This is a genomic window from Pseudomonas sp. BT76 TE3572 (assembly GCF_050435365.1).
GTDB classification, from domain to species: Bacteria; Pseudomonadota; Gammaproteobacteria; order Pseudomonadales; family Pseudomonadaceae; genus Aquipseudomonas; species Aquipseudomonas fluorescens_W.
Map to the genome: position 1 here is coordinate 1,143,886 of NZ_JBNDKE010000001.1, position 26,517 is coordinate 1,170,402.

A 26,517-nucleotide genomic window follows, 5' to 3' on the forward strand; every position below is an offset into this window, starting at 1 on the left:
CCACGGCCTCTTCGCGGGCAAGCCCGCTCCCACATCAAGCCGCGTCCTCCTGGGCAACTCGGCTGACTGTGGGGGCGGACCTGCTCGCGCAGAGGCCAGTGCAGCTAACATCAATGTTCAATGGCAGCACTCAATGCACCGCCGCCACTTGCTTGCGCTCACCAATGGGCGATATGCCGAAGAAACGGCTGTAGCACTTGGAGAAATGCGCCGGCGATACAAACCCGCAGGCGAGGGCGACGTCGCGTACCTGCGACTCGCTACGCAGCAGTAACTGACGAGCCCGTGAAAGGCGTAGCTCCAGGTAGTATTGGCTGGGCGTGCGCTGCAGGTGTTTGTGAAACAGCCGTTCCAGTTGCCGCACCGACACCTCATTCAACCGCGCGAGCTCCTCAAGACCCACCGGCTCTTCGAGGTTGGCCTCCATGATCGCCACCATCTGACTGAGCTTGGGTTGGGAGGTGCCCAGTTTTTGCCGCAACGGCACCCGCTGTTGCTCCTGCGCCCCCCGCACCCGATCACACAGCAACAGCTCGGCCGCATGGGCTGCGATGTCCCGACCACCGGGTTCGCGGGCAATCAATTGCAGCGTCATGTCCATGGACGCCACGCCACCGGAGCAGGTGTAGCGGTCCCGATCCAGCTCGAACAGCTGGTTGGAAATGATGATCCCCGGGAAACGCTCCTTCAGCGCTTCGATGTCTTCCCAGTGAATCGTGCAGCGATAGCCTTTGAGCAAATCGGCACGTGCCAACAAATGACTGCCCGTGCAAATCCCGCCCAACGGCACCTGATCATGTGCCAGCTTGCGTAGCCAATTGAGCAACGGTCGGCTGCTGTGGTTGGAAACGATCGGGTTGGAGCCGACAACGAACAGAATGTCGAGCTTGGGTGCGTCGTTGATGGTGTAGTCGGGCAGTATGCGCATGCCATTGCTGGCGGTGACCGGCTCCAGGCTGGCGGCGATGATCACCGTGCGGAACATCGGTTTGCGCGCTGCCATATTGGCCATGCGCAAGGTTTCCACAGCGGAGGCGAAGCCGATGGTGGTGAAGTTGGGGATGACCAGAAAACCCACGGTTTTTACCGGTCGTTGTTCATTAGCCGAACGTCCGGCAGCGGTTTTCGCCACTTGGAGTTTCGCCATCATTACCGCTCCTCAACTGCAAAAGTGAAGTGCTCTTCGGCAAGCCGCCGACTCGGCAACATCATCTCGTTTTTATGGTTGTTAACCCTGCTTGCGGGTAGGCGGATATTACACCGTGTCCCGGATCAATAGGCCTGTCGGGGAGGAAGAAGGAGGAGAAGAAGGGTAAAAAAAACCGGCCCGCTCATCGTGGGAAGCGGGCCGGAAAGAGGTGAACGGTTAATCGTTGGCGCGGACTGTAAATGATGCGTCGAGGATTGAGGTGTTCACGCCAGTTCGGCTGTGCGCACGGTGCCCTTCCTGGCGTTGAAAATGGCACTCATACAGACAATGGACAGCGTGAGCGCACCTGTGGCGATCACTTCCATGCGATGCTCGGGCAATATCAGCATGACTATCAAAATGCTCAAGATGCAGAAGATAACCAGGTAACTGAGCCAAGGGTAAAACCACATCTTGAAGACGATCGGCTGCCCTGAAGCATTCATCTTTTTACGAAGTACCAATTGAGAAACAGCAATGGCCAGGTAGACCAGCAGTGCGACAGCGCCCGAGCTGGCCAAGAGGAAGGAGAACACTTCGTCAGGGGCAAAATAATTCAGTGCCGTGGTCAGGAAGCCAACCGCTGTACTGGCCAGCACGGCAATGTAGGGCACCCCTGAAGAAGAGGTCTTTTGCAGGATTCGGGGGCCATCCCCGCGCTTGCTCAGTGAAAAGACCATGCGTGACGCCGTATAAATGGCTGAGTTAAGGCAACTGGCGACAGCGATCAGGACGACGATATCTACAATCATTTTCGCGTGTGGAATATTCATCAACTCAAGCGCTCTCTGATAAGAGCCGACTTGCATCAGCATCGGGTCGTTCCAGGGCACGATGGAGATGATGAGGAACACCGAGACGATGTAGAAAATCCCCATGCGCCAGACAACAGAGTTGGTCGCGCGGGTGATCTGTTTGGAGGGGTTGCGCGATTCTGCTGCTGCGATGGTGACGATTTCCGTGCCCATGAAGCTGAACACTGTGGTGAGCATCGCACCGATAACAGCGGTCATGCCATTGGGCATGAAACCACCAAACTCTTTACTCAACTGGACGACACCACTGACGCTCGTATCAGGTAAAGCACCGGCCAGGGCAAGTGCGCCAAGCGCGATAAAGCCCAGTACAGCAATGACTTTGAGCATGGCGAACCAGAATTCGAACTCCCCGTAACGAGCGACACTGAACAGGTTGGTCAATGTCAGCAGACCGGTTACGGCAATCGCGAATTCCCAGGTGGGTATCGAGGGAAACCAGGCGTGCAAAATCGCAGCAGCGGCAATGGCTTCGATGGGAATGACCAGCACCCAGAACCACCAGTACAGCCAGCCAATGGTAAAACCGGCGGTACGTCCCATCGCCCGCTCGGCATAGGTCGAAAATGAGCCTGTATCAGGCGATGCGACGGCCATTTCTCCCAGCATGCGCATGACCAGCACCACCAGGGTGCCGGAAAAAATGTACGCCAGAATGGCGGCCGGTCCCGCAGACGCGATGGCGTGTCCCGAGCCGATGAACAGGCCGGCACCGATGGCACCGGCAATGGACAACATGGTGACGTGACGTTGTTTGAGGCCTGGGGCCAGAGTTGAGCTGCTGGACATGAGACTTACCCTTTTTATTATGCTTTGGAGGGTTAACGGCGGGTTGTTGTTTTGGCGCGTCCTTGTGCTCGTTATGTCTCTAAATCGAAAGCCTCTCGTACGGCGGCGCTGATGCCTGAGACACACACTTCAAGAATCAACTCGCCTTTCTCGCGACTGGAACCTTTAGGGGATGACAGTGTTCCGCAGGCCGGAGTGCGCGCCGGGATGATGGGGAAGACGTCGTATGGCGGGAAAGTCGCTGGCGGGTGATCGACGGCGCGACTCAGGTCGACCTTGTCGGGGTGAAGCGCCAGCATCAGGGACGTTTCGAAAATGCCGCCATGTTCGATGTCCCATCCGAGGAATCCATCGGGGTACAGCTTTTCGATGACGCCCGGATCGTTGACGAAGTCCCAATAGGACAGCACCACGACTTTGAAGTCATTGATGCCACCGTAACGAAGTTCCCGCAGCGCAAGGTCAATGCCCTCGACAATGAACATCGAGTTTTCATAGTGACCGTTCATCATCACCAGTTTGCGTGCGCCGTGGCGCGCCAGTTCTCTGATGATGTCCTGCACGGTATGGGTCAGCGTGGCGCCATCGAGACTGGTCGTTCCGGGAAAGTGGTTGCCGCCTCCTGATTTCTGCTGGGACTTGTAGCCATAGGCGAGTGCAGGCAGAACCAGGCCGCTGACATTTTGCGCGACCGCCTTGCATATCGCAGTCGGCAGCAGAACATCGACCTCCATGCACAGGTGATGGCCATGCTGTTCGAGTGCGCCTACTGGCAGAAAGATCGGGCAGCCGGTAGCGACCTTCTCGGCATACTCCGGCCACGTGAGCTCTCCAATAACCACGCTGTTGTTCATCTACACACCCTCTGAAAATAATTGACCGCTGGGTGACTGCTCACCGTTGGATGGGGGGCGTTTGCCTGGTGTCTGACCAGCCCTTTCGGATGGCAGAAATCACAGGTGGCGCGTAGAACAATTCGATCAGAGGGGGAGAGCGCCGATTTGTCTAAATCCGACCCGTAATTGACAAAACACCCTGTGGTTTGACGTTTCTGTCCGGTTATCGGACCGGCATTCGCCGCAATCGGGTAAGAAGGCGTCGGGGTCGGATCTGACAAAGTCCGGGTCGGGCGCGTACAAAAATGGGTGATGGCGATCTGCTGCAATGCATCCAGCCAGCCATTGATGCTTGGGGGTTGGCAGCGGCAGCAGGAGGCAAGGCAAAAGGATGAAACGGACAGACGCACTTTCCATCACCCGGGAGAGACAACAATGACAAATCGCATCGACCTTTCACGCCGTACATTTCTCAAGACCACCAGCATCCTGGCAGGCACGGCAGCGCTTTCCGGTTTCCTGCCCTTGAGAAGCTTTGCAGCTGCGGAAAAAGAACTGGTCATCCTGGCATGGGCCGGACACGCCGAGCCGGACATCGTCGCCGATTTCGAACGCCAATACCGGGTCAAGGTCCGGGCCAAGTACTACACCGGTGGGGACAACATGCTGGGGCTGATCGCGCAATCCCCGCCCGGCACCTTCGATCTGATCCTGTCCGACGCCGAATATGTTCAGCAACTCAACGCCGCCGAATACATCGAACAACTCGACCCCGCGGACTACCCGTTTGACGACTTCTACCCGGAATTCCAGCATTTCCCCGGTCACTGGCAGGGTGACAAGCTCTATTCGGTGCTGATTCGCTTTGGATTTCTGGGCATCGCCTACAACACCCAGCTTGTTCCCGAAGCCAAAGTTCGCAGCTATGACGTGTTCTGGGACCCAAGCCTCAAGGGCAAGGTCGGGCATTTCGACTGGCACCTGCCGAACCTTGGGCAGGTCAGTCTGTTGAGTGGCAACGCGCGTCCTTACGACATCGACGCGGCGCACTGGCAAACCGTCCAGCAGAAAATGATGAGCCTGCGCCCGCAGATTGGGGGGTTCTTCGATTATGGCGGAACCTTTTCTTCGCTGAAAAACGGTCAGATCCATGCCATGTGCGGCATCGGCGACTGGATAACCGGTGTCTTGCAGCGCGCCGGTGCACCGGTAAAAACCGTGCTGCCACAGGAGGGCGGTTTGCAATGGACGGAGTCCTACTGCATCGCCAGGAAGGCGCATAGCCCGGACCTGGCGAAGAAGTTCATCCAATACATCACCTCACCGCAAGGCCAGGTCAAGTCGGCGAAGATGGCCGCCTATCCCGCGCTCATCCCCAGCAAAAAAGGCTGGGAGTTGCTGAACCAGACCGATCCCGCCGAAGCAAAGCGCCAAGGCATGGTGCTCGGTCAGCGCAACGTCATGGATGACATCCGCGATGGCCGCATCAAGTACCGCGAGCTCCCGATCCAGCAGAGCCTGGAGGAGTGGAACGACTTCTGGTCGCAATACAAGGGTGCTTGACGAGACGCGTGGAGGTGATCGCAATGCTGTCAGACAAATTAAAGATTTCGCCGCCGGTGCTCACCGATAACGCTGTTGCCGAGAGGTCGATGCGTCAGCGCGCTGGCAAGAAGGTTTTCCGCATGCCCTGGTACGGCCTCAGTTTCTCGATGCCGATCCTGATCTGGCAGTTGATCTTCTTTTTATTCCCGCTGGCATTTTTGGTGGCAATCAGCTTCTGGGTGGTGCGCAATTTTCGAATGGTGCCGACGTTCGAATGGCTGAATTGGAGCTACATGCTCAGCCGCGGCTTCTTTTGGGACGCCTACGTGCATACCCTGGCAATGGCGGCGGGCGCCACCGTGCTGGTCAGCCTGGTGGCATTTCCCTGTGCCTACGCGATTGCCTTCAAGTTCCGCGAGTCGACAAAGCAGTTGCTGGTGTTGCTGCTGATCACGCCGTTCTTCACCAGTTACCTGGTGCGAACCTATTCGTGGCAGGTGTTCCTTAGCGATAACGGCATTTTCAACGCCGCGCTTGGCCTGATCGGACTGGAGCCGTTTGCGATGCTGAACACCACGTTCGGCACCTACGTCGGCTACTTCACGCTGTGCCTGCCACTGGTGGTGTTGCTGCAACTGTTCAGCCTGATGTACATCGATCGCTCGTTGATCGAGGCTGCGCACAACCTCGGCTGCGCAAGGCTGCGAACAGTGTGGCTGGTGGTGATTCCGTCGGCGCGAATCGGCATTGTCGTTGCGGCACTGTTCTGCTTCATCCTGACCTTCGGTGACTTCGTGAGCCCGCTCTACCTGGGCGGGGGGCAGCCGCCGACCTTGAGCACGCTGATCACTGACACCACCAAGTCCGGTCAACAGTGGCCGCGCGCCGCGGTGATCGCCACGATGATGATCGTAACGCTGCTCATCGCGGCTTTTGGCGCGGTTCGATTCGCTTACCGGAGGCGCGCATGAACGAGCATCGCTTGATTAACTTCCTGCTGCGCTGCTTTGTCGTGCTGGTGTTCATGTTCATCTTCACGCCCATTGCCGGCAGCTTCGTGTTCTCGTTCAACATCGACCGTTTCCCGTCCTTGCCCCTGGGTGGATTCAGCCTGCACTGGTACGAAGCTATCGCCGCCGACCCGGCAGTCTGGCAGGCATTCAAGAACAGTCTCACGGTGGGTGTGGTCGTTTCGCTGGTCTCGACTCTGCTTGGCTTCACCGCGGCCTACACCGACTTTCGCTACCAGTTCTTCGGCAAGTCGATGTACATGGCGCTCGCGATGCTGCCGCCCACTATCCCAGTGGTGATCATGGGGCTGGCGATGCTGGCTTTTCTGTCGCGGGTCGGACTTTCCGGAGAGATCTACGCGGTGATGATCAGCCACATCGTGATGTGCGCGCCTTTCGCGATGGCGGTGATCAGGATGCGTCTGGCGCAGATGGACCCCAACATCGAGGCCGCGGCCTGGAACCTGGGTGCCAGTCAGTGGAAAGCCATGCGGTATGTGATCCTGCCATTCACCGCGCCAAGCCTGTTCGCCGCGCTGTTTGTGACCATGGCCGTGTCCTTCGATGAGTTTGCCGTCGCCTGGTTTGTGTCGGGGCTTAACGAGACGGTGCCCGTGCGCGTCCTCAACACGTTGCAAGGGCAAGTGAGCCCGACCATCAACGCGATCGGCACGATCGTATTTATAACGACCATGACCCTGGTGATCCTCGCGCAACTTCTATTGATGCGGCGGCGCAAGCCTGCGAGCGCCTGATACCACCCTGACAATCTTCCGAGGATGAAGCCATGACTCAACCGCTGGTGGTTTTCGACAACGTGGTCAAGCATTTCGGCAGCTACCAGGCCGTCGAGCGTATGAACCTGGAAATTTACAAAGGCGAGTTCGTCGCGATCATGGGGTCGAGTGGCTGCGGCAAAACCACAACGCTGCGCATGCTGGCGGGCCTCGATAAACCTAGCGAGGGCGAAATTCGACTCAATGGTGAGCGTATCAACGACCTCAGCTCCTGGGAGCGGGAAACGCCGCTGGTCTGGCAAAACCTGGCGTTGTTCCCGTTTCTCAACGTGCTCGATAATGTCGAGTTCGGTTTGCGAATGAGGGGCATGGCCAAGGCTGAGCGCCGCAAGAAAGCGCTGCTCTGGCTTGAGCGGCTTGGACTGCAGGACTTCGCTACTCGCGATATCAGCCTGCTCTCCGGCGGTCAGCGCCAACGCGTGGCGCTCGCTCGTTCGCTGGTCACCGAACCGCCGATCCTGCTACTGGATGAGCCGCTGAGCGCGCTCGATGCGCATTTGAGCGTACGCATGCAAGGCGTGCTGACCGGGCTCCAGAAAGACCTTGGCATCACCTTCGTCTACGTCACCCACAGTCAGTCCGAAGCGTTTGCGATGGCCGATCGCGTGGTGATTATGAGTCAGGGCCGGGTTGAACAGATAGGTTCGCCCCAGGAGGTTTTCCTGGAACCACACAACCGTTTCGTCGCCGAATTCGTTGGCGGTAAAAACATTCTGTACGGCACGGTCGTCGGCTTCGATCACGGGGGATTGGTCCGTCTCGATTCGAACCAAGGCGGATTCCTGGCACGGCTGCCGGAGGGGAAGTCGGTCGCCCCCGGCGAGCGTGTCGCTGTTTGCATCAGCGCCGAGTACATCGACCTGACCGCGCAATCTGTGCGGCGCAACCGGCTGGCCTGCACCGTGGTCGGTGAAGAATTCATCGGCTCGATGGTAAACATTTACCTCGAAGCCAGCGGCGGGCTCGAGCTGCAAGTGCAGAAACCGCATGCCGATTACAGCCTGCTTAATATGCACTGTGGCCAGGAAATCTTCGCTGAGTGGGACGATGCACATGCGCTGATTCTGCGCGGCGACTGAGGATCGGTCACCCGGCTGTCGCCAATCGGACATGCGGATGCAGGGCTCGCGCGGACATTCGGATGGCCCTTTATGCCAGGCTATCCGGATCCCCAAAGAACATCTGAATCCGCGACCTTAACCAACGCTCACCCGGATCATTATCCTGCGACCCGCGCCAGGCCATGTGCAATTCAAAGCTGCGCACCGGCAACGGCGGGTCTTCAGCCCGGACACCGCCGGCCGCGGTCAACGCTTCAGCCGTGTAATCCGGCACGGTCGCGACAATATCAGTCCCGCTGATGAGCGTGCTGAGTCCGTTGAATTGCGGCACCGCGAGCACCACATGTCGTTTGCGTCCGAGCTTTTCCAGTTCTTCATCTATAAAGCCGCTCAGGTCGCCGGCGAACGACACCAGCGCATGGGGCCGAGCGCAGAAATCATCCAGGCTCAACGGCCCTGGCACGGTGTCGGCCCGCAATAGCTTTGGCATGCTGCGGCGCAGTACTTTGCGCTTGGCGTTGGCCGGCAGGTCGGCGGTGTAGCTGACGCCGATGGAAATTTCGCCCGAGGCCAGCAGGCTCGGCATCAGGATGTAGTTGGCCCGACGCACCACCAGCACGATCCCCGGAGATTCGGCACGCAGGCGCTTGAGCAGCATCGGCAGCAACGCGAACTCGACATCGTCCGACAGACCGATGCGAAATACCGCGGTGCTGGTGGCCGGGTCGAACTCTGCCGCACGGCTGACTGCGGTGGAAATCGAATCCAGCGCAGGAGAGAGCAGGGCGAAGATTTCCACCGCCCGGGCGGACGGTTCCATGCTGCGACCGGTACGCACGAACAACGGATCATCGAACAGCCCGCGCAGGCGCGAGAGCGCCGCACTGATGGCCGGCTGGCCGAGGAACAATTTCTCCGCAGCGCGGGTCACACTGCGTTCGTGCATCAATGTTTCGAAAACGATCAACAGGTTCAGGTCGACACGACGCAGGTCATTACGATTCATCTGGAGTCCTGGCAGAGTCATCAAGCTTGACGAGAGCGGCCATATGAGAACAATGGCCGGCATGAATATTACGGGGAAAGGCTGCTACTCTGCACCGAGTAATTCAGTTTTTCCTGAAAGGGCGCTTCGGTTTTCACGACATTTGCGAATGTCACCGTCGCTGCGGAATCAATGACAGGCATGTCGACTATTAATAGCCACTGATAGTCTTGGGTAGAAAGCCCAGATAGAGTTCATGGCATTAGAGGTTTCTTTGACGAGGTTTGCGATGTCCCGCACGATCCGTTTTCACAAGTTTGGTCCAGCCGAGGTGCTCAAATGCGAAGAGCATGCGGCCGCTCTCCCTGCGCCGGGCGAAGTGCAGGTGCGTGTCGAGGCGATTGGCATCAGCTGGTACGACATTCTCTGGCGCCAGAACCTGGCCTCATCCCACGCTCGTCTGCCTTCAGGCCTTGGCCATGAAATGTCCGGCGTCGTGACGGCGGTCGGCGAAGGCGTCGATGATCTGGCAGTCGGCGACAAGGTCGCCAGCTTCCCGGCTGAAAGCCCCAACGATTATCCGGTCTACGGCGAACAGATCGTTCTGCCGCGCTCGGCACTGACCCGTTACCCCGACGTGCTCAGCCCGATCGAAGCCAGCGTGCATTACACGCCGCTGCTGATCGCTTACTTCGCTTATGCCGACCTGGCACGGGTCAAGCCTGGGCAGTTTGCCTTGGTCACCGACGCCAGTCACTGTGCAGGTCCGTCCTTTGTACAGCTGGGCAAGGCCTTGGGTGTACGGGTGATTGCCGCCACCAAGACAGCTGACGAACGTGAATACCTGCTGTCGCTGGGTGCCGAGAAAGTCATCGTCACCGAGGAAGAAGATCTGCTGATGCGGATCAACAAGATCACTGACAATCGCGGTGTAGACGTCGTGTTCGACGGTCTCGGCGGTCCACAGATGTCATTGCTTGGCGATGTGCTTGCACCTCGCGGCAGCCTCGTGCTGTACGGCCTGCAAGGTGGCAACCAGACGCCATTCCCGGCCTGCGCAGCGTTCCAGAAGAACATCCAGTTCTTTGTGCATTGCATCGGCAACTTCACCGGCAAGCCTGAACTGGGCATCATCCAGGACCAGGTCGCACTGCAACGCGCCTTGCGCGACATCAACCAGATGACTGCCGATCGCGTGCTGCTGCCGCTCAAGACTCGGGTCTTCCCGTTTTCCGAGTTTGTCGAAGCACACCGCTACATGGACGAATGCCCATGCCGCGAACGGGTCGCCCTCCAGGTCGAACCTGCATAAACCCTTCATGTAACCCCCTCTGCAAGAGTCCGTGCCCCCACGGACTCTTCTGTTTTCAGCACCTGCCAAAATGAGACGTCCCATTGCCCCGTCAATGGGTCAGTTCAGCAACTGAACTGGTTTTTGCTCTCGATCTGTATCTTCTAATCATCATATAAGCCTTGATAATTGAATGATTACTTTCATCTCAAGGAATGAGTCATGGCTGGGTATCGGCTTGATACTTTTCAATACACACTGTTAATACATATCCGACCAATAGTTCGTCGTTGCGCAGTTACCAAAAAAACATGGGTGACTTCTTTCTCTATTTCTTGTGCTAATTGTCTGTGGGACGCTGTCGGACATTTCCTAGGACGTCGCTCGCAACCGCAAGAGGCCGGTTATACGGGGGTTGGCGACCATCTGTCTCTGGCGGGAGCAGGGGAGACTTCCAGTTATTTCAAATAATTACTAAAAGCTTAAGTGCTAGCATTTGGCAATAGCGTCCAGTACTTCAATCGTGGCAAGCAACCCATTGCGCAATGCGTGTCGTTGTTGGCGCGATATCGAACTTACAAGCATCAGGTAAATAAAGATGACCAATATCCATGACCAAGCAATGAACTATGTCTATCAACAAGTGCTGCAGCGATTGCTGAGTTTCTTCTCGCGTGCCGAGCGCACGGCATTGCAACTGATGATTCAGCGACTGGTGGTGGCCGCCGGGGGCATGGAGCGTATTGGCGAGTACAAGGTCTTGGCGATTCAGTCCGGGTCCCGCGACAGTTGTTACACACTGGCGCTGCTGCGCGCGGCCCAGCTGAGTATCGCCGGCCGGGCGCCTGCGACATTCCAGTTGCGGGTGGCATCCTTGCGTTTGAACGACGCAACCCCGACGGCCCTGGAAAACATTCATCGAAGCTACAGCGCCTTGTTCCTCTACGACGATCCTCGGGTCGAAGTGTTGATGGTTGATAACCGGGAAGTCCTGCCGTTCAGCCACCTGACGCCGATTTCCGAAGGCGGCCGTGAGTCGAATCGGCTCAATCTTTTGATGGTGGGTCATCGTCGCGCCTGGAGCGGGCCGCTTGATCTGTGGGACGACGGCTATCTGGCCACCGGCGAGTTCTATGGGCAAATAGCGCGTTGGGACAGCGGTGTCGATGCATTGGTCAGCAGCGACTCACCTCGTCAGCAGAAGCAGTTTCTCGACGGCTTGAAACGTGCTGCCTCCAAGGCCGGGCTTAAGACCTCGAATCACCACGAAACCGGCTATGAGCAGCTTTTCGCGCTGCTCGATGAGCTGGGCAGCGACTGCTACCGCGCTTTTTATGCGGAGCATGACCAGGTGGCGTGGCGTCCGGCCGAACGATTTGAGGCCTGTCGTCGCGCCACGTACATCGACATTCACGACATGCTGGTCAGCAACCTGGAAGAGCGTTGGCCGCTGCTCACGGAGTTTCTCGGTTTTCAACCTGACGAACTGGCGGCTCAGCTCAGCGACAACGAGTACGTCAGCCTTTCTATCTCTGCACACATGCAGGGTTTGCAGTCGTGCTTCGTGCACGGCCGCGGCTACGAGACGGGTGTCGCCGAATACCTGCAACGGGCATTGGTGATGATGCGGCGCAAACAACTGGCGGAACGGTTGTGCGAACAGGCGGTAGAGGCGTTCGGCAATCCGGCAACGTGGGCCGAGCAGCGCGTTCTGGCAGCGGCTGAGGCTCAAAAAAAACTTGGCCTGAGCGAAGCTCAACTGGTGTGCCTGCTCTTTTCACCTTTCGTCGAGAATGGCGCGGCGCTTGAGCGTTTTCTGCGCCAGTGTCACCCCGGCATGCTCGTGGCGATGCCTGATCTGCACCGGGCAATGCAGGGCAATCCGGTGCCGGAGCAGGTCCTGCAATGGATGACTGACGTCAGCGGATTGCCTGTCAGCTTGATCGGCACGCTTTACCGCATGGGCCCGGTGTCTGCGGATGAGGGCAGGGCAGGCGCCCCGGAACTCGGCGGCGCGGGTTTGCAAGCCGAAGCAGGCGACTATGACGACGACACGGCGGTGGCGGATGACTGGTCAGCGGGGCGCTGAAAGTGCGTGGTTTGACAGATTTCTTGACGATGCGTGATGACGTTCACATGGCATTCGGCCCTCGACCATGAAAGGGCCACGAGAAACTGACTTCGCGTATCAGGCTGTGTACCGATATCTGACCAACTTGATCAACGAACCGGTCAGTGACACACGAGTCCGTCTGCCTTCGTTGCGACAGTTGGCGGAGCGTCTGAGCGTGTCGATCTCGACCATTCAGTACGCTTATTCGCTTCTGGAGAAGGAAGGGCGCGTTTATTCGGTGGCCAAGTCCGGCTATTACGCGTTACCGGTGTCCTCCATCAGCACGCTCAGCAGTGGCAACGACCTGCTCGAAACCGTTTATGTCAACGCCAGACGCCCCGGAATGCTGGTCTTGAGCGCCGATGAACCGGCGTTGTTGCAACCCCTCGACAGTCCGTTGTTACTGCTGGAGCGAGAACTGCTGCGCCAGTATCCGCGTCAGCCGCAACCGGCATCGCAACCTTGCGGCGAACCGGAGTTGCGCATTGCCCTGGCAGCGCGCTACACCACCTCGCCGTTGCGCTGCTGGCATGCCGACGATGTCTATATTGGCGCCGACCTGCGTGGCGTGCTGGAAATACTGATTGCTGTGTTGAATCTCAAGGACGCCACGGTGTTGGTCGAGTCGCCGTGCGACTGGGCGATTCTGCGGTTGCTCCAGGCGGCGCAGGTGCGAGTGATCGAGCTGGCGGTGCAATCCAGCGGTGGCCTGGACGTCGAATGGCTCAAGGAGCTGCTGGAGACCGAGCCGGTGCGGCTGGTGATGGTTTCATCCGGGCTGAACATGCCGCGAGGCAGCCTGGCACCCGACGACAACCGACAAGTCGTCGCGCAGTTGCTGGAGCGACATGGCAGCTGGGTGTTGGAAAACGACTGCTACGGCGAACTCGGATTCGAACCGGACGGCCAGCGGTTTCGCGACCTGCTGGACCCCGATCGGCTGATCGTGTTTTCCACCTTCGAGAAAATCATCGGGCCGGAAGCGCCATATGGCTATCTGCTGTCGCGGCATTTCAGTGCTGAGCTGCAACGGTACTTTCTGCTGCGGTCGTTCCGCTTGTCTCCGATTCGCCAGAAGGCCATCGCTCGCTTGTACGGCAACGGACGTGTCGATCAGCACCTTCAGGTATTGCGGCGGATGCTCAAGGATCGCAAGGTGCAGATGACGCAGCTGTTGCAGGAGCGTCTTGGCGATGCCTTGCACTTTGTCGAACCTCAGGGTGGTGCAACCATCTGGGTGCGTTCGCTGCGCCAGGTCGATGTGCGTCGGGTGTTCCAGCGCCTGCTCAAGCACCAGGTGGTGATCGCACCGGGAGAGCTGTTCAGTCTCCAGGGCCTGCACGCGCAACACTTGCGCCTGAGTCACACCTTCGGCGGTGATCACGACCTTGCCGCGGCAATGGGCTGGTTAGGGGACGCCTTGCGTCTGGAGTCGATCGATTGAACGGGGCCACACACGCCGCGTGACACTCATGGATCGATCCCATCGCGTTGCGGTCGAACTGCCAGTAAACTGCGTTCCTATTCCTGAACCACTCGACTTCAGAGGTTTTGCATGACACTCAGTCCTTTTGCGGGCAAACCGGCACCGGTAGAACTGTTGGTCGACATCCCGCGACTGGTGACGGCCTATTACACCGGCCAGCCCGATGCCGCCATTTCGACCCAACGCGTAGCTTTTGGCACGTCCGGGCACCGAGGCAGCTCGTTCGACTTGAGTTTCAACGAATGGCACGTCCTGGCGATCAGCCAGGCGATCTGCCTGTACCGCGAAGCCCAGGGCATCGACGGCCCGCTGTTCGTCGGCATCGACACCCACGCGCTGTCCACCCCGGCCGGCGCCAGTGCCCTTGAAGTGCTGGCCGCCAATGGCGTGACGGTTATGATCGCCGAAGGTGACGAATACACCCCGACACCGGCCATTTCCCACGCCATTCTTTGCTACAACCGCGGACGCACGTCGGGCCTGGCGGACGGCATCGTCATTACGCCGTCTCACAATCCGCCGCAAAGCGGTGGCTACAAATACAACCCTACCAACGGTGGCCCAGCCGATACCCACATCACCAAGTGGATCGAAGCCAAGGCCAACGAACTGCTGAGCAACAAGCTCGCCGGTGTCAAACGCATCAGCTACGAGCAGGCGCTGAAGGCCAGCACGACCCATCGTCACGATTACCTCAATACTTACGTCGCCGACCTGATTAACGTGATCGACTTCGACGCCATCCGTGATGCCAAGCTGCGTCTGGGTGTCGATCCGCTGGGCGGCGCCGGGGTGCGCTACTGGTCGGCGATTGCCGAGCATTACCGTCTGGATCTGGAAGTGGTCAATAAACAGGTCGATCCGACCTTCCGCTTCATGACGGTCGACTGGGATGGTCAGATCCGCATGGACCCATCGTCCACTCACGCCATGCAGGGCCTTATCGGTCTGAAAGAGCGTTTCGACGTAGCATTCGCGTGCGACCCGGATCACGATCGCCATGGCATCGTGACCCCGTCCGGTGGTTTGCTCGCGCCGAACAACTACCTCGCCGTAACGATCGACTATCTGTTCCAGAACCGTCCGCAATGGCGCGCCGATGCGGCCGTGGGCAAAACCGTGGTCAGCAGCGGTTTGATCGATCGCGTGGCCAAACGTCTGGGGCGTCGCCTGTACGAAGTACCGGTCGGCTTCAAGTGGTTTGCTGACGGCCTGTTCGACGGCTCTCTGGGCTTTGGCGGCGAAGAAAGTGCCGGTGCTTCGTTCCTGCGCAAGGATGGCAGCGTCTGGTGCACCGACAAGGACGGCTTGATCCCGGCACTGCTGGCAGCAGAAATGACCGCCCGCACCGGCCGCGACCCAAGCCAGGCCTATCGCGCCTTGACCGATGAACTGGGCGAACCGTTCTCGGTGCGCGTCGATGCCAAGGCCAATCCCGAGCAGAAAGCACTGCTGAGCAAGTTGTCGCCGGATCAGGTCACCTCGACCCAACTGGCGGGCGAAGCGATCCAGAGCATCCTCAGTCACGCACCGGGTAACGACCAGGCGATCGGCGGTCTGAAAGTCATGACTGAGAACGGCTGGTTCGCGGCGCGTCCGTCGGGCACCGAAGACATTTACAAGATCTACGCTGAAAGCTTCGTCAGTGACGAACACCTCAAGCAATTGGTGGCAGAAGCGCAAACACTGGTGGACGGCGCGATCTCTGCGAAGTAATCCAGAATGTAAAAAGGGGCGACCATGACGGTCGCCCCTTTTTTTGCCCCGCGTTTACCCGATCAAGCCAGGTCCACCAGGACAATTTCGCTGTCTTCGATCGCAGTCACCCGCAACACCTGCTCATCGGCAACCGCAATACCGTCTCGAGCTTGTGCGCGCAAGCCATTGACTTCAATGATACCGGTGGCCGGTACCAGATAGGCGCGACGGCCATTGTCCAGGTGATACTCGGCAGATTCACCAGCCTTCAGGTTCGCGGCCACCAATCGCGCATCGGCTCGAATCCGCAGGCTTTGATCGTCGCCGGCCTTGCCGCTTGCCAGTGTCACGAAACCTTCGCGCTGGCCTTTGGGGAAGGGCTTGGCGCCCCAGGACGGTGCCAGACCGGTTTCGTTCGGGATTATCCAGATCTGGAAGATCTTGGTTTCGGTCGCTTCCAGATTGTATTCACTGTGGGCGATCCCGGTGCCGGCGCTCATGACCTGAACGTCGCCCGCTTCGGTACGACCCTTGTTGCCCAGGTTGTCTTCGTGAGTGATTGCGCCTTCACGGACATAAGTGATGATTTCCATGTCCCGGTGCGGGTGTTTCGGGAACCCGGTGCCAGAGGCAATCACGTCGTCGTTCCACACCCGCAGGTTGCCCCAGTTCATGCGTTTTGGGTCATGGTATTCGGCGAACGAAAAGTGGTGGTGAGCATCCAACCAGCCATGGTTGGCGCTGCCCAAGGATTTGAAGGGTCTGAGTTCAAGCATGATCGTCTCCTGAAAAGGTTCGTCATGGGGCAGAGCGCCTGAGCCACGAAGCGCGAACCGGTGGTTGATGGCGAGCATCATCTATCAGGCACTGATCGATAAAAAGCGTAAAAAATGCCTCAATACAATCGAATAATTTGATATCAAATGACCTCGAAAGATTCTCACCCAACCTTCACTTCATCGCATAAGCCAATGACCTGTAAGCATTTCACTAGAACTGAACGGCAAATGCAGACACCATAGCCCTCAACAGCCTCACACCCTGGAGTCAGCCCGCGTGCCGCAACACACCCCCGATCTTCCTCCTGAACTTCGTCCCCTGGCCGAGATGCCGCTGCTCAAGCGTCTGGCCGCCCGGTTCTTTGGTCATGGCCTGACGCGTCTGCGCGCACAACACCGGGCATCCTGGCTGCACGGCCAGGCTGACGGCTTTCGCAGTGGGCACAGTGCCGGGGTGGATTACGGCTATAAGGAAGGCAAACTTGAAGGGTTGGAGGAAGGCCGGCAGGTATTGCTGATCCGCGACTCGCGCTCGACCGAACACCGGCCACCCAACGTTGACGAGAATCTGTTCGACGATTGGCGTCTGCCGTTGAGCGCCGAGTTGAAGAAGCGCATGAAGACGGATGTCGCACGACTGCTGCCAGCGCGCGCCCAGCCCAGCGCCGCACAGTGGAAAATGATCTTCAGCGACACGCCCTCGACCTCGGTGATTGCCGGCGCGGGTGCGGGCAAGTCGACCACGTTGGTGTTGCGCATTTTGCTGCTGACCCATTATCTGGGGTTCGAGCTGAGTTCGATGACGGTGGTGACCTTTACCCGTGAATCGCGCAAAGACTTCATCAACAAACTGATCGAGCTGTTCGCACTCTGGGGCCGGTCGCTCAGTTTCAAAGAAGCGCGTGAACTGGTGCGCACCTTCCATTCGCGAATCCTGCCGATGGTTCGCAGCCTGCCGGGCTTCGAGCGGTTGCAAGCTTTCGAAAACCTCAGTCACCGTCCGCAAAACGGCGATGAGGAGGTCGACAGCAATCCTTTCGACTTGCGCATCAACGACGCCCAGCGCCAACAACTCAACGCCTGCTATCACAAGCTGCACACCCGTGATGAGCGTTTCCGCGAATTGATCAAGCCATTGTCCCGTCACGCGCTGCAGCTCAAGGAGTTGGAACGCGATCACCCGGACGTACAGAAGCGCATGGCCGTGACCGAACTCGCCGCCAAGCGTGATGAAGAACTCTGCGACGCTATCGAAGATTTGTGGTTTCGCGCGGGTGCCTGGCCAATCAAAGGCATCGAGCCGAAGCGCCAGACGTTCGAAATCAACGGCTCAACGTTTCATTGCCATGGCTATATTCCTAGCCTCGACGCTTGGGTGGTGCTGGGGTTCGATCCCCGGGAAAACCCGCAGGTCAGCCGCCCCAATGCCAAATTGAGCGTGCGCGCGGAATGGGCGGTCAAGCGCACTCTGTTTCAAGCTTTCTGTCGTAAGCCATTGATATGGCTGGATAGTTACGAGTCGTCAAAACGTGTATTGGCCTCTCTGGGAGGCGATGCCAGTGCCGGGCCGGGCTTCGATTACAAGGTCAAGGGTGAGCTTAGCTCTGCGCCGTTACTGGACTGTTTTGTCGCTGCCGCCGGATTTATCGAAAACCTTGGCCTGGATGTACCCCATGCCGTGGGCCAGATGAGTTTTGCCAAGGACGACCCGGACCGGTTTTTCTTCGAGGCCTTGAGCCTGTACTGGCGAGCGCTGGAAGATCATCTGCTTGATCAGAAACCACCGGTGATGACCTACAACCGGATGTTCGCCTTGTTCAGCGAACATTCGCCGGAAAACCTGAAGCTGCTGAGCGATGAGCTGCTCAGGCCGATGTCGCACTTGATGATCGACGAATTTCAGGACGTCTCACCGCAGATCGTTTCCTGGATTCGCGCGAGCCTGACGGAAATCCGCAGTCGCGGGCCCGCCATGCACGTAGGGCGCGGCGCACAACGTTCGTCGTTGCTCTGTGTCGGCGATGACTGGCAGTCCATCTATGGCTGGCGGGGCAGTTCGCCGACGTACTTCATGGAATTCAACAAGGAATTCCCTTCGCCGAGCACCACCAAGGTCATGCTGAGCGACAACTATCGCAGCCATCAGCACATCATCGATGCCGCCGAACACATCGTTCGTGCGGCACCGGCAATCGCAGGCAAGAAGGCCAAGGCCAGTGGCGAGCCGAAGGCATTGCTGCCGGTTAACGTTCTCGATCGCGACGATCAAGGCATGGCCAAACGCCTGATGGAACACTACAGAAAGGGCGATTCAATCTTGATGCTTTATCGAAAAAGTAGCGATAAGTCATTGATAGAAGAGCATATTCAGTCTGTAGTTAATGTGGATTCTAGCTTGCCGTACGAAGCGCGACGGCTCAAGCAACTGACGTATCACAGCGCCAAGGGACTTCAGGCTGACGCGGTGTTCCTGCTGGGTGACTGTCAGCACCTGACCAGTTCACCGTACAAGAACCAGGTCTACCGCATGGCAGGTCTGGGCAAGTCAGGCGACAGCGAAGCGTATGACAGCGCACAAAAAGACGAGATCCTGCGACTGGCTTACGTCGGCATCACTCGGGCGGTGAGTCATTGCTACTGGTATGTCGATGGGCAAGACACCCAAGCAGCCAACATGCCTAAAGCTTCCGATCGGATCGGCAAGGGCAAGGCGTTCTTTGCCGATCACCGGCAGGGCAAGACATCGGCGTGAACCGTAAAAAATCGTCGCGCACAAAAAAGCCCACTTAATGTGGGCTTGTTGTTGAGTGTTCAGCCTTCAGGCATAGCTCCTGAGGGCGGCTGGCGGAATGAATGCCTCAAGCTCATCTTCCACCGCTTCGATTATGCGTTCTACATCCGCAGCATTCATTACCGTCGCGCAAGGAATGCCGGCGATGGCGATCATGGTCTCGCCACTGGCACGGTCAAACAGACGGGCAATCATGCTGCCCGGCGCATCCATGCTCGCCTCGAAACCCATGGGATGAAAATGCCAGCGCATCAGCTGGCAGGCGTTTGGAAAGGTGACTTTACTGAACCCTTTATTCATATGTAGCCCGCCTCATTCATCGAGCGCTTCCTTTAGCTCATGTTAGGAGGGAAGAGCCTTCAATGGCTCAACCGGTGACTGCCTTTAAAAGTAGCATCCAGATGTGAAATTAATGTGGATTTTTCAGGCCGTTTAGCGATTGGTTCAGTTTTTTTGATGCAGGTCACTGTAATGGCCGGGGTTCAACCGTTGGCCTCCACGGGTTGGTCATTGAAGCTGAGACGGAATTTCGGCAAGCTCGGCTTTTTCTCGCCGAGTCCTTTATGCACGCCGATGATGATGGTCCGCTGCAAACCCAGGCCACGGGCGACACGGTGATGCGTTATCACTTGCGCTGGAAACACCGGGACCTGGACGGAGTGATGGCGCTCTATCACCCAGAGATTCAGTACAGCGATTTTTTCCAGAATCGTGTGATGGGGCTGTCCGAATTACGTGAATACGTGCGCAGCAGCATGCCCCGCGATCCCGATGAAGCCCTTGAGCACTCGGACCGTATTCGTCTGGACGGCAACACGGCGTTCATTCAGTACCGTATAACCCTTCGCGGCGGTGAAGGCCTGGTGTCGTTCCGGGCCAGCGAGGCGATTACCGTCCGCGACGGACTGATCTGGCGGGTCAACGAATACGCCTCGCTGGTGCATGAACAGCCCTCCAGCAAGGTCGCCAGCAGCCAACGCCCGGCGGTCAGTCGACTCGGGCTGTCTGCACGCCAGCTGAGTTTCATGGCTGAAGACTTGCAACAGTATTTTCAGCGCCAACAACCTTATCTCGATCCCGAACTCGACCTGCAACGGGTGGCGAAGGAGTGCGGGTATAGCCGCAATCAGATTTCCTACCTGCTGAATCAGGTGCTTGGCCAAAGCTTCTATCGATACGTCAACCAGGCACGCCTGCAGCATTTGCTCGCGACACTGGATAGCGCCACGCCGCCACTGCGTATCGACGAACTGGCGTTTGCCGCCGGGTTCAATTCGCTTTCGGCGTTTTATAGCTGTTTCCGTCAGCACACCGGCCAGTCGCCCAAGGCCTACGTAAAACAAATTTCTTTGCGTGCACGCGCGCAAGACAGCCTCTAAGCCCACGCACTAGGATCGACGCCATCGAAGTTTGAGTGGCGGAGTCTTGCATGCCGGCGTGGCGCACTATCAGTTTGTGGATGGATCAACTCGACGAGCCATTATTGGCGCGTCCGGCGCTGGAACAGGATCTGGACGTCGACGTCGCAATCATTGGCGCGGGATACACCGGGCTCTGGACCGCGTACTACCTCAAGCGCCAGGCGCCCGACCTGAGCATTGCCATCGTTGAAGCGCAAACCGCCGGTTTTGGCGCCTCGGGGCGTAACGGCGGTTGGTTGATGGGTAATGTGCTGGGCGAAGACCGCTTGCTCGCCGACCTGTCGCCCGAACAGCGCCGGGCTTCGTTCGATTTGCTGCACGGCATTCCGGATGAAGTCGGGATTGTCCTTGAACGTGAAGACATCGACTGCGATTACCGCAAAGGTGGGGCGCTGTATTGCGCGGCACGCTACCCGGAACAGGAAGCCAGTCTTCGGCACTATCTCGACACGCTCTATCGCCAGGGATTGACCGAAAACGATTACCGCTGGCTCAGCCCCAAGCAGTTGGCGCAACAGATCAGAATCGCCAAACCTTATGGCGGTATCTATGCACCGCACGTCGCGACCATTCACCCGGCAAAGTTGGTGCGAGGTCTGGCTCGGACGGTGGAGAAAATGGGCGTCAGAATTTACGAGAACAGCCCGGTCACCCAGTGGCAATCGGGTGGTCTGCGCACGGCGAAAGCCTCGGTTCGCAGCCATTGGATCGTGCCGGCGGTCGAAGGTTACTCGGTCACCTTGCCACCCTTGGGACGTTATCAGTTGCCGGTGCAAAGCTTGATAGTCGCCACCGAGCCGCTATCCGCTGCCACGTGGGACGAAATCGGCCTGAATCGCGGCCAGGCCTTCAGCGAAAGCAGTCGTCAGGTCACTTACGGTCAGCGCACGGCTGACAACCGGTTGGTGTTCGGCGCACGGGGCGGTTACCAGTTCGCTGCCAAGTTGCGCCATGACTTCGACTTGACCACCAGCGAAGTGGAGCTGCGGCGTTATCTGTTTGGCGAACTCTTCCCGCAACTCAAGAACGTGCGAATTACCCATGCCTGGGGCGGCAACCTGGGAATGTCCCGACGTTTCAAGCCGCACATGCTGTGCGATCAGGCCAGCGGCATCGCCTTGTCGGGTGGCTATGGCGGGGAGGGCGTCGGTGCCAGCAACCTGGGTGGCCGGACGCTGGCCGACCTGATTCTTCAGCGCGACACCGAGCTGGTTCGCCAGCCGTGGGTCATCCAGGGAGGGCTCGACGCGCTCAGGGCCTGGGAGCCGGAGCCCTGCCGCTGGCTCGGTTACAACGCGATCATCCGCAGCTTCGTCCACGAAGACCAGACCCTGGCCAATCCGGCCACCGCACCCTGGCGTCGCAAACTGGCCACGGGTATTGCCGGTTTCATGGAAGGTTTCATGCAGTAAACGGTGCGCTCTTCATCTCTAGGCTCAATCGACAGGTACTCCCATGAGCATCACGCAATTCAAGAACACCGCAACCCTGAAGCTGGAAGAATCGAATCCGGTCGCCGTGCCGCTGGGCACGCCCGTGGCAGTGGCCTCGACCACCAGTGTCGAACGCGACGATGGCGTCGAAACCGGCGTCTGGGAATGCACGCCCGGCCGCTGGCGGCGGCAGATCGTCGCCCAGGAGTTCTGTCACTTCATCCAGGGGCGCTGCACGTTTACCCCGGATGACGGTGAAACCCTGCACATAGAAGCCGGCGATGCACTGATGTTGCCAGCCAACAGCCTCGGCATCTGGGATATCCAGGAAACCGTGCGCAAGACCTACGTTCTGATTTTTTGATTTTTTGATCCTTTGATTGCCTGCCAATAACAACAAGCCCATACAGGAATCGACTCATGATCCGAAAGACACTGGCTCTGGCTCCACTTGCGCTCTTCGCGACCCTCGGCCACGCGGCCGAGATCGTCAAGATCTACAACTGGTCGGAATACATCGCCCCGGACACCACCAAAAATTTCCAGAAAGAAACCGGCATCGCGTTCAGCTACGACGTCTTCGACAGCAATGAAACCCTCGACGGCAAATTGATGACCGGCAAATCCGGCTACGATGTGGTCTTCCCGTCCAACCACTTCATGGCGCGGCAGATTCAAGGCGTGGCGCTGAAGAAACTCGACAAGAGCCAACTGCCGAACTGGAAAAACCTTAACCCGGCGCTGCTCAAGGCCTTGCAAACCAACGATCCGGGCAACGAACACGGCTTCCCGTACCTCTGGGGCAGCACCGGCATCGGTTACAACATCGCCAAGGTCAAGGCCGTGTTGGGGGCTGACGCGCCAGTGGATTCCTGGGACCTGATTTTCAAACCCGAGAACATGCAAAAGCTGCAGAAATGCGGCGTGGCCATCCTCGACAACGGTCCTGAACTGTTGCCGGCGGCACTGAACTACCTGGGCTTGCCGCATCACAGCAAAAACCCGGAAGACTACAAAAAGGCTGAAGCGTTGCTGATGAAAGTCCGCCCGTATGTCAGCTATTTCCACTCGTCCAAGTACACCAGCGACTTGGCCAATGGCGACATCTGCGTGGCCGTCGGCTTCTCCGGTGACATTCTGCAAGCCGAAAACCGCGCGAAAGAAGCCAGGAACGGCGTCGACATCGGCTATTCGATTCCCAAGGAAGGCGCCGCCATCTGGTTCGACATGGTCGCCATGCCGGTAGACGCCCCGGACGAAAAGGCCGGCTACACCTTCATGAACTACCTGCTGCGCCCGGACGTGATGGCCGGCATCAGCAACTACGTGCACTACGCCAACGGTAACGAACAGGCCGACAGCCTGATCGACCCGGCGATCAAGAACGACACCAAGGTCTACCCGAGCCCGGAGATGATGGGGAAATTGTTTGCGCTGGAGGCGATGCCGCTGAACATCGACCGGGTTCGTACGCGGGTCTGGAACAAGATTCGTACCGGGAGTTGAGGTAGATTCCTGGCCTCTTTTCAATGGTTAGGAGGCAATGGAATGCCTGTCTGCTTGAATGCTGGTCATCTGCGTATTGGTCGCTTCTCTGAGCCAGGGCGTATTTATTTGATAACGGCTGTCGTTGACCAACGGCAGCCGTTTTTTGTTGATTGGCGACTGGGGAGGTTGGTCGTTCAGGAGTTGCGTCAGGTGCAGGAGGAGGGTTGGGCGGATTTTTTGACGTGGGTTGTGATGCCGGATCATATGCATTGCCTGGTGCAGCTGCATGACAAGACGCTGGCGGAGCTGATGTGCCGAGTCAAATCCCGGAGTGGCTTGGCGGTCAATCAGGCGTTAGGGCGGCGAGGGCGCCTCTGGCAAAAGGGGTATCACGATCGTGCGGTTCGGCGAGAGGAAGATGTGAAGGATCTTGCCCGGTATGTCGTGGCCAATCCGATTCGAGCGGGACTGGTGACACGGGTTCATGACTACCCACTTTGGGATGCGTGTTGGTTGTGAGTATCTGACGACTGCTGCGCAGCCGAACGCAGGCTGCGCCAGCTGCTACAAGTTTCGCGTACGCCACAATCCGTGTAGCAGCTGCCGAAGGCTGCGTTCGGCTGCGCAGCAGTCGTAAAAACCTAAACCCCAACAAATCTCCAACTGATATCAATGCGCTGGCACTCATATTAATAACTCACTCAAAGTGAGACCCCATCGACAAAAAAGAAACTTACCTCTATTTAATATTTAAATAACAAATCGTCAGACAATTTGCGCAAACCGCCATCTAACAAACAATATTTCGACAGCACAGGCATTGTTTCCGGGTACTTGCAGGAACAACTCAATTTGACGTCAAAAAAAATGTAGACGGTTGATTTCAAATTGTGTCAGTTTTCTTTCGCCTTCATTGGGCGAGTGATAGGACGATCTCGCCAGAGATTGTCGCTGTCTGACAAAAAACTGTTCCATAGCTAAACAAGGAAGTGTGTTTATGTCGAAAGTAAAAGACAACGCTATTGATACCGCCGAACAGGCGTTCCAGCCACTGCAAGCATTGGCTGCATCCAGTTCTGCGTTCAACCAGATCAATAGCTTCAGCCATCAGTATGATCGGGGCGGTAACCTCATGGTCAATGGCAAACCCTCCTTCTCCGTCGACCAGGCAGCGACCCAATTGCTGCGCGATGGCGCTGCCTACCAGGACAAGGACGGCAGCGGCAAAATCGAACTCACCTACACGTTCCTGACCTCGGCATCGTCGAGCACCATGAACAAACACGGGATCACCGGGTTCAGCCAGTTCAGCGCTCAGCAGAAAGGCCAGGCCGTGCTTGCCATGCAATCCTGGGCCGATGTGGCCAATGTCACGTTCACCGACAAGGCTACGGGCGGCGACGGTCACATGACCTTCGGCAACTACAGCGGCGGTCAGGATGGGGCAGCGGCCTTCGCCTATCTGCCTGGCACCGGCGCGGGTTATGACGGTACTTCCTGGTACCTGACCAACAGCAGCTACACGCCAAACAAGACGCCGGACCTGAACAATTACGGCCGGCAAACCCTGACCCACGAAATCGGTCACACCCTGGGCCTTGCCCACCCTGGCGACTACAACGCAGGCGAGGGCGCTCCGACCTACAACGACGCTTCCTACGGGCAAGACACCCGCGGTTACAGCGTCATGAGCTACTGGAGTGAAAGCAATACCAGCCAGAACTTCAGCAAGGGCGGCGTCGAAGCTTATTCGTCCGGTCCGCTGATGGACGATATCGCGGCCATCCAAAAGCTCTACGGCGCCAACACCACCACCCGTACCGGTGACACCACCTATGGCTTCAACTCCAACGCCGGGCGCGACTTCCTGAGCGCGACGTCGTCGTCGGACAAGGTTGTGTTTTCGGTATGGGATGCGGGCGGCAAGGACACCCTGGACTTCTCCGGTTTTACCCAAAACCAGAAGATCAACCTCAATGAGGCCTCGTTCTCCGACGTTGGCGGCCTGGTGGGTAACGTGTCCATCGCCAAGGGCGTCACCGTCGAGAACGCTATCGGCGGTTCGGGCAGCGACCTGCTGATCGGCAACAGCGTGTCCAACGAACTGAAGGGCGGTGCCGGCAACGACATCCTCTTCGGCGCGGGCGGCGCGGACAAACTGTGGGGTGGCGCCGGTTCGGACACCTTCGTTTTCGCGGCCAGCAGCGATTCCAAACCCGGTGCTGTCGACCAGATCCTCGATTTTGTCAGTGGCCTGGACAAGATCGACCTGACCGGCATCACCAACGGTGCAGGCCTGCATTTCGTGAACTCGTTCACCGGTGCGGCGGGCGATGCGGTGTTGACCTCTTCGGGTGGCAACAGCCTGTTGTCGGTGGACTTCTCCGGGCATGGCGTGGCCGATTTCCTGGTCAGCACCGTGGGCCAGGCGGCTTACTCCGACATCGCTGCGTAATCTGAGGTGAAAAGGAGGGCAGCGCAGACGCGCTGCTCTCTGCACCTTGATCGGAGTAAAGCGCCTTATGATCGATAACGGCTTCACCTGCAGAACAACCGCGTGGCTATTGGCGACGTTCATGATGTTTTTTGGAGATTCAGCCATGGCAAGCAGCCTGAAATTAGCAGACCCCTCGGAATTGGCGGGCAAATGGCAGGCGACCCTGATCGCCAAGGAGGACTCGCCAGAGTCCCAGGCGTTGCAGGACAAACCGTCCAACGTCTGCGTCATCGACTTTCAACCGAAACAGACGCTGGGTGAGGGCGCCGATTGTCTCAGCGCCTGGCTGAGCGGCGAATCGGCGATCGGCTGGTTCCCTGAGCCGGATGGCCTGGCGATCACCGGCAAAGAAGGTTCGAAGATTCTATTTCTCAGTCGCCAACGCGACGGATCGTATAAAGCCACATTGAAATCCGATCTGGTCATAACACTTGTGCGCCAGGTGCAATAACACGATTCGGATATAACGCTCGTCATTGCCGACATAAGCACA

At 58.0% G+C, this 26,517-nt stretch carries 22 protein-coding genes; 16 read left to right on the plus strand and 6 right to left on the minus strand.

Annotated elements, in window-relative coordinates; all coding sequences use genetic code 11:
• Positions 1-130 precede the first annotated feature (130 nt).
• The 3 genes from ABH912_RS05295 to ABH912_RS05305 form a co-directional block, all read right to left on the minus strand.
• Positions 131-1,147: a GlxA family transcriptional regulator gene (locus ABH912_RS05295; protein WP_033055213.1), complete on the minus strand. Its 1,017-nt coding sequence runs from the start codon at positions 1,145-1,147 to the stop codon at positions 131-133.
• A gap of 266 nt (positions 1,148-1,413) precedes the next feature.
• Positions 1,414-2,793: a GABA permease gene (gene gabP / locus ABH912_RS05300; protein WP_429509896.1), complete on the minus strand. Its 1,380-nt coding sequence runs from the start codon at positions 2,791-2,793 to the stop codon at positions 1,414-1,416.
• A gap of 71 nt (positions 2,794-2,864) precedes the next feature.
• Positions 2,865-3,647, minus strand: a complete 783-nt coding sequence (locus tag ABH912_RS05305) for a creatininase (RefSeq protein ID WP_429509898.1) — start codon at positions 3,645-3,647, stop codon at positions 2,865-2,867.
• Positions 3,648-4,064: 417 nt separating this feature from the next.
• On the opposite strand from ABH912_RS05305, the gene ABH912_RS05310 reads away from it, so the two are divergent.
• Genes ABH912_RS05310 through ABH912_RS05325 form a run of 4 tightly spaced genes read left to right on the plus strand, consistent with a single transcriptional unit; the run spans position 4,065 to position 8,060 of the window.
• On the plus strand, positions 4,065-5,192 hold the full coding sequence (locus ABH912_RS05310; RefSeq protein WP_429509899.1) for an extracellular solute-binding protein: 1,128 nt from the start codon (positions 4,065-4,067) through the stop codon (positions 5,190-5,192).
• 23 nt (positions 5,193-5,215) lie between these two features.
• Positions 5,216-6,145, plus strand: a complete 930-nt coding sequence (locus ABH912_RS05315; RefSeq protein WP_033054967.1) for an ABC transporter permease — start codon at positions 5,216-5,218, stop codon at positions 6,143-6,145.
• Positions 6,142-6,939: an ABC transporter permease gene (locus ABH912_RS05320; protein ID WP_033054965.1), complete on the plus strand. Its 798-nt coding sequence runs from the start codon at positions 6,142-6,144 to the stop codon at positions 6,937-6,939. Before ABH912_RS05315 ends, ABH912_RS05320 begins: the two co-directional genes overlap by 4 nt.
• Before the next feature lie 32 nt (positions 6,940-6,971).
• Positions 6,972-8,060, plus strand: coding sequence for an ABC transporter ATP-binding protein (locus ABH912_RS05325; RefSeq protein WP_429509902.1), 1,089 nt, complete (start codon positions 6,972-6,974; stop codon positions 8,058-8,060).
• 70 nt (positions 8,061-8,130) lie between these two features.
• Here ABH912_RS05325 and ABH912_RS05330 read toward each other — a convergent pair whose 3' ends face one another.
• Complete coding sequence (locus ABH912_RS05330) at positions 8,131-9,048, minus strand: LysR family transcriptional regulator (protein WP_008156370.1); 918 nt, start codon at positions 9,046-9,048, stop codon at positions 8,131-8,133.
• A 268-nt stretch (positions 9,049-9,316) separates the two neighbouring features.
• Here ABH912_RS05330 and ABH912_RS05335 point away from each other — a divergent pair, with 268 nt between their 5' ends.
• From ABH912_RS05335 to pgm, 4 genes are all read left to right on the plus strand, one after another.
• Positions 9,317-10,339 (plus strand): zinc-dependent alcohol dehydrogenase family protein, encoded by a 1,023-nt coding sequence (locus ABH912_RS05335; RefSeq protein WP_033054963.1) that lies wholly within the window; start codon positions 9,317-9,319, stop codon positions 10,337-10,339.
• Positions 10,340-10,916: 577 nt separating this feature from the next.
• Positions 10,917-12,407, plus strand: coding sequence for a hypothetical protein (locus ABH912_RS05340; protein WP_429509904.1), 1,491 nt, complete (start codon positions 10,917-10,919; stop codon positions 12,405-12,407).
• A 67-nt stretch (positions 12,408-12,474) separates the two neighbouring features.
• The gene (locus tag ABH912_RS05345) at positions 12,475-13,875 is read left to right on the plus strand and encodes a PLP-dependent aminotransferase family protein (protein ID WP_429509905.1); all 1,401 of its coding nucleotides are present in this window, start codon (positions 12,475-12,477) and stop codon (positions 13,873-13,875) included.
• A gap of 111 nt (positions 13,876-13,986) precedes the next feature.
• Positions 13,987-15,633, plus strand: a complete 1,647-nt coding sequence (pgm, locus tag ABH912_RS05350; RefSeq protein ID WP_008156361.1) for a phosphoglucomutase (alpha-D-glucose-1,6-bisphosphate-dependent) — start codon at positions 13,987-13,989, stop codon at positions 15,631-15,633.
• A gap of 62 nt (positions 15,634-15,695) precedes the next feature.
• Here pgm and ABH912_RS05355 read toward each other — a convergent pair whose 3' ends face one another.
• Complete coding sequence (locus tag ABH912_RS05355) at positions 15,696-16,391, minus strand: pirin family protein (protein WP_429509907.1); 696 nt, start codon at positions 16,389-16,391, stop codon at positions 15,696-15,698.
• Between the two features lie 280 nt (positions 16,392-16,671).
• Here ABH912_RS05355 and ABH912_RS05360 point away from each other — a divergent pair, with 280 nt between their 5' ends.
• Complete coding sequence (locus ABH912_RS05360; RefSeq protein WP_429509909.1) at positions 16,672-19,146, plus strand: UvrD-helicase domain-containing protein; 2,475 nt, start codon at positions 16,672-16,674, stop codon at positions 19,144-19,146.
• 66 nt (positions 19,147-19,212) lie between these two features.
• On the opposite strand, the gene ABH912_RS05365 is transcribed toward ABH912_RS05360, so the two are convergent.
• Positions 19,213-19,485 carry a DUF1652 domain-containing protein gene (locus tag ABH912_RS05365; RefSeq protein WP_008156356.1) on the minus strand — a complete coding sequence of 91 codons (273 nt, stop codon included), beginning with the start codon at positions 19,483-19,485 and terminating at the stop codon, positions 19,213-19,215.
• A gap of 263 nt (positions 19,486-19,748) precedes the next feature.
• Here ABH912_RS05365 and ABH912_RS05370 point away from each other — a divergent pair, with 263 nt between their 5' ends.
• The 7 genes from ABH912_RS05370 (at position 19,749) to ABH912_RS05400 (ending at position 26,475) form a co-directional block, all read left to right on the plus strand.
• Positions 19,749-20,564: a helix-turn-helix domain-containing protein gene (locus ABH912_RS05370; RefSeq protein ID WP_429509911.1), complete on the plus strand. Its 816-nt coding sequence runs from the start codon at positions 19,749-19,751 to the stop codon at positions 20,562-20,564.
• Positions 20,565-20,614: 50 nt separating this feature from the next.
• Positions 20,615-22,018: an NAD(P)/FAD-dependent oxidoreductase gene (locus tag ABH912_RS05375; protein WP_429509912.1), complete on the plus strand. Its 1,404-nt coding sequence runs from the start codon at positions 20,615-20,617 to the stop codon at positions 22,016-22,018.
• A gap of 43 nt (positions 22,019-22,061) precedes the next feature.
• The gene (locus tag ABH912_RS05380) at positions 22,062-22,403 is read left to right on the plus strand and encodes a cupin domain-containing protein (RefSeq protein WP_033054953.1); all 342 of its coding nucleotides are present in this window, start codon (positions 22,062-22,064) and stop codon (positions 22,401-22,403) included.
• Positions 22,404-22,459: 56 nt separating this feature from the next.
• The gene (locus ABH912_RS05385; protein ID WP_429509916.1) at positions 22,460-23,545 is read left to right on the plus strand and encodes a polyamine ABC transporter substrate-binding protein; all 1,086 of its coding nucleotides are present in this window, start codon (positions 22,460-22,462) and stop codon (positions 23,543-23,545) included.
• Between the two features lie 42 nt (positions 23,546-23,587).
• Positions 23,588-24,046, plus strand: coding sequence for an REP-associated tyrosine transposase (locus ABH912_RS05390; RefSeq protein ID WP_429509917.1), 459 nt, complete (start codon positions 23,588-23,590; stop codon positions 24,044-24,046).
• A gap of 478 nt (positions 24,047-24,524) precedes the next feature.
• Positions 24,525-25,982, plus strand: coding sequence for a serralysin family metalloprotease (locus ABH912_RS05395; protein ID WP_429509919.1), 1,458 nt, complete (start codon positions 24,525-24,527; stop codon positions 25,980-25,982).
• 67 nt (positions 25,983-26,049) lie between these two features.
• Positions 26,050-26,475 (plus strand): AprI/Inh family metalloprotease inhibitor, encoded by a 426-nt coding sequence (locus ABH912_RS05400; protein WP_429509921.1) that lies wholly within the window; start codon positions 26,050-26,052, stop codon positions 26,473-26,475.
• Positions 26,476-26,517 lie beyond the last annotated feature (42 nt).